Source organism: Candidatus Collinsella stercoripullorum (assembly GCF_027669965.1).
Lineage (GTDB): Bacteria > Actinomycetota > Coriobacteriia > Coriobacteriales > Coriobacteriaceae > Collinsella > Collinsella stercoripullorum.
Genome location: NZ_JAQECM010000085.1, coordinates 1 through 3539, shown reverse-complemented (window position 1 = coordinate 3539; position 3539 = coordinate 1). Strand labels below are relative to the sequence as shown.

Genomic DNA, 3539 nt, shown 5'->3' with positions numbered 1-3539 from the left:
CCAGGCCGGCGCGCAGCAGCGAGCGGCGCGTCAGGGGACGGGACGCCGCGCGCGCGGCGAGGATGCTTTCGATACGGTTCATGGCGTTCTCCTTACGGATCGAAGAGGGGATGGGTGGAAGAGGGGCGCGCGGCGCATGCGGTGCCAAGCGTCGCGTACAGCGCGCCCGGTACGGCGCGGCGGACGCGGACCGACACGGCCCGCAGGCGCATGCGGCACCGCCCGGGTGCGCTTCAGCGCTCGTCGCGGCCGGCGGCGCGCTCCCAGGGCATGACGGCGCGGCGGATCATCCCCACCGCCCACATCAGCGCGAGCGACATGGCGGAGATGAGCAGGATGACCGCGAACATCTTGTCGAACGCGTAGGCGCTGCGCACGCGCGTCATGTATACGCCGAGCCCCGAGAAGCCGCCGAGCCACTCGGCGATGACCGCGCCGACGATGGCGTAGGTCGCCGAGATCTTGAGCCCCGAGAAGAAGTGCGGCAGCGAGGCCGGGAGCTTGGCGTGGCGCATGATCTGCGCGCGCCCGGCGCCCATGGAGCGCATGAGGTCGATGGCGTCGGGGTCCACCGAGCGGAACCCGTCGAGCAGCCCCACCGTGATGGGGAAGAACGTCGTCACCACGATGAGCACCACCTTGGGCAGGATCCCGTAGCCGAACCACAGCACCAGAAGCGGCGCGATGGCCACGGTGGGGACGGTCTGCGTGAGGACGACGAGCGGGTAGAACGCGCGGTACACGAGCTCGAAGCGGTCCATGAGCACCGCGGCCCCGAAGCCGAGCGCGATGCCCGCGCCGAGCCCCAAGGCGGCCTCCGCCAGAGAGGTCGCGGCATGCCCGGCGAGCAGCGGCCAATCTGCCACGAGCGCCTGGACCACGGCCACGGGGCTCGGGAGCAGGAAGGACGGGACGAGCCCGACGGAGCACACGAGCTGCCACAGCGCCACGAGCGCCGCCACGGTGAGCGGGGCGGCGAGCCCGGCGAGCGCCGAGCGCGCGGAGGCCCGCCCGCGGGCGCCGTCGACCTCCTTAGGCCTCGCGCCCATGGTACTTGCCGACCTTCTGCTCGGTGGTGAGCAGGCCGCGCTCGGGGGCGAAGAAGATCTTCGCGTAGGTCGCGACCTTGTCGGCCCCCGCCTTGATGACGATGCGGTTCACCTCGGCGAGCACCTCCATGCACAGGTCGTAGTCGCCCTCGATGGCGGTCTCGAACGGACCCACGTAGGCATCGGGGAACTTCGAGCGGATGTAGGCGATGGCCTCGTCGACGATGCGGCAGACCTCCTCGTCGGTCCCGACGTTTTGCGGCAGCACCTGGATGGCGACGCTGGCCTCCATGGCTCCTCCCTCCCGGGGCATGGAAAAGCCCCTCTCATCGTAGGGGCTTCACACATGGTCGCATGTCCCTACGCCGGCATTACCCGGATCAGGTTTCGGGTCGAAGCGGTGCGCGGGGCGTCCGCGCGGGCTTCCTCTCAGCCGGAGTCCTCCAGCTCCCCGTATGTCGGTCGAAGTATAGCACGTGCGTTGGGGACGGGTTCGTTCCAGCCCATCGCGACCGCGCAGGCCATCGCGATGAATCGGAACGAACCCGTCCCCAACGAATCCATACCGTTCGGAAGAGAATCCGGCGGGGTGAGGCGGCCGTCCCGCTTCGGCGTCGCCTCGCCCCGTCCATCCAACTGGCGCTATTGCAGGTAAACGACCGCCTCCTGCGGGCGCAGGGCAAGCGAGCCGTCGTCCGCGCGCAGGGGCTCGTCGTCGTAGTTGCCCGCCAGGCGGCGGTACCCGTCGCCGAGCGCCAGATCGCCGCCGTCGACCGTGCAGGCCCTTGCATCGAAGGAGCAGACGCTCACGAGGCGCGCATCCCCCAAGGTCCGCTCGAACGCGATAACCTTCGGCGCGCCCGCGCCGGCGTCCAGGAAGCGCACACGCCCCTCGGCGAGCACGGGCAGATCGTGGCGCAGGCGCACGAGGTCGCGGTAGAACTCGAGCATGGAGCCCTCGACGCCGTCCTCGGCCTCGGCGTTCACCTTCCCGGCGGTCGCGGGCACCGCCAGCCAGGGCTTGCCGTCGGTGAAGCCCGCCGCATGGCCGCCGGTCCACTGCATGGGCGTGCGGCCGTTGTCGCGCGAGCGCTCCCCCACGATGCGCAGCGCCTCGTCCGCCGACGCTCCGCCCTCCACGAGCAGGCGGTAGGCGTTCACGCTCTCGACGTCGGCGTACGCGTCGATGGACGCGTAGCCGGCGTTGGCCATGCCCAGCTCGTCGCCCTGGTAGATATAGGGCGTGCCCTGCATGGTGAAGCTCAGCACGGCGAGCATCTTGCCCACGCGGTCCCAGGAGGAGCCGCGCTCGCCCGCGCCCTCGCGCCCGCCGAAGCGCGTCACGGCGCGGGGCTGGTCGTGGTTGTCCCAGAACAGCGCGTTCCAGCCGCCGCCGGCCTGCATGCCCTCCTGCCAGTCCCTGAAGAGCCTCCGCAGCTCCGCGATATCCGGCTCCTTCAGCGCCCACTTGTCGCCGTCCGCGTAATCGACCTTGAGGTGGTGGAAGCTGAACGTCATGCTCAGCTCATGGTCCTCCGGGCGCGTGTAGCGGATGCAGTTCCCCAGCGTGGTCGCGGCCATCTCGCCCACGGTGAGCATGCCGTCGATGCCGGCCTGCGCCACCAGCTCCTGCAGGTACTCGTGGACGTGCGGGCCGTCGGCCACGAGGCGGCGGCACGAGCCGTCCGGCGTGTCCTCGAACACCTCGGGCTTGGAGATGAGGCTCACCACATCGAAGCGGAAGCCGTCCACCCCGCGCTCCTTCCAGAAGCGCACCACGTCGGCGCAGGCGCGGCGCACCTCGGGGTTCGTCCAGTCGAGGTCGGGCTGACTCACATCGTGCATGTGCAGGTACCACTTCCCCAGGCGCGGCTCCCATTCCCACGCCGGCCCGCCGAAGGCGCACTGCCAGTTGGTGGGCGGCTCGCCGGGGTCGCCCGGGCCGCTCGACCTGCGGCCGTCGCGCAGGATGTAGAAGCGGCGGAAGCGCTCCTCGCCCGCCAGCGCCCGCTGGAACCACGCGTGCCGGTCGGAGGTGTGGCACAGCACCATGTCGAGCATGACGCCGATGCCGCGCCGATGCGCCTGGGCGACGAGCTCGTCGAAATCCCCCATGGTGCCGAACAGCGGGTCCACGGCGCGGTAGTCGGACACGTCGTAGCCGCCGTCGCGCTGGGGCGACGGGTAGAACGGCGTGAGCCACACGTAGTCCACGCCGAGCGCGGCGAGGTAATCCAGCTTAGACGTGACGCCCGGAAGGTCGCCCACGCCGTCCCCGTCGCTGTCGCAGAAGCTCTTGACGTAGACCTGGTAGATGACGCTTCGCTTGAAATCCCTCTCGATGGCAGCCATGCTGCGCACCCCTTTCCCTAAGATCCGATGCCGAAGGCGCCCCTGCGCGCACCCGGCGCCCCATGCGGGGCCGGACGGACCCCGCCTTCCCGCGGCCCCGCCCGGCGCCGCGCCCGCCCCCTGCAGCGGGCGCGGCCC

At 70.8% G+C, this 3539-nt stretch carries 3 protein-coding genes and 1 riboswitch; all 3 genes read right to left on the bottom strand.

What is annotated here, in order from left to right; translation table 11 throughout:
* Nucleotides 1-233: 233 nt before the first annotated feature.
* The 3 genes from PHA29_RS10335 to PHA29_RS10325 all read right to left on the bottom strand — a co-directional run bounded on the left by PHA29_RS10335 (nt 234) and on the right by PHA29_RS10325 (nt 3401).
* A complete protein-coding gene (locus tag PHA29_RS10335; RefSeq protein ID WP_270403829.1) occupies nt 234-1049 on the bottom strand; it encodes an ABC transporter permease in 816 nt (271 codons plus the stop codon).
* The gene (locus PHA29_RS10330; protein ID WP_270403831.1) at nt 1033-1341 is read right to left on the bottom strand and encodes a thiamine-binding protein; all 309 of its coding nucleotides are present in this window, start codon (nt 1339-1341) and stop codon (nt 1033-1035) included. Before PHA29_RS10330 ends, PHA29_RS10335 begins: the two co-directional genes overlap by 17 nt.
* A 48-nt stretch (nt 1342-1389) precedes the next feature.
* A riboswitch (TPP riboswitch) is annotated at nt 1390-1513 on the bottom strand.
* Between the two features lie 178 nt (nt 1514-1691).
* Nucleotides 1692-3401 (bottom strand): alpha,alpha-phosphotrehalase, encoded by a 1710-nt coding sequence (locus PHA29_RS10325; protein ID WP_270849547.1) that lies wholly within the window; start codon nt 3399-3401, stop codon nt 1692-1694.
* Between the last annotated feature and the right edge of the window lie 138 nt (nt 3402-3539).

What these genes read in the sequence shown, in the direction of transcription:
- PHA29_RS10330 (WP_270403831.1), bottom strand. Translation starts at nt 1,341, where the DNA reads ATGGAGGCCAGCGTCGCCATCCAGGTGCTGCCGCAAAACGTCGGGACC.
- PHA29_RS10335 (WP_270403829.1), bottom strand. Translation starts at nt 1,049, where the DNA reads ATGGGCGCGAGGCCTAAGGAGGTCGACGGCGCCCGCGGGCGGGCCTCC.
- PHA29_RS10325 (WP_270849547.1), bottom strand. Translation starts at nt 3,401, where the DNA reads ATGGCTGCCATCGAGAGGGATTTCAAGCGAAGCGTCATCTACCAGGTC.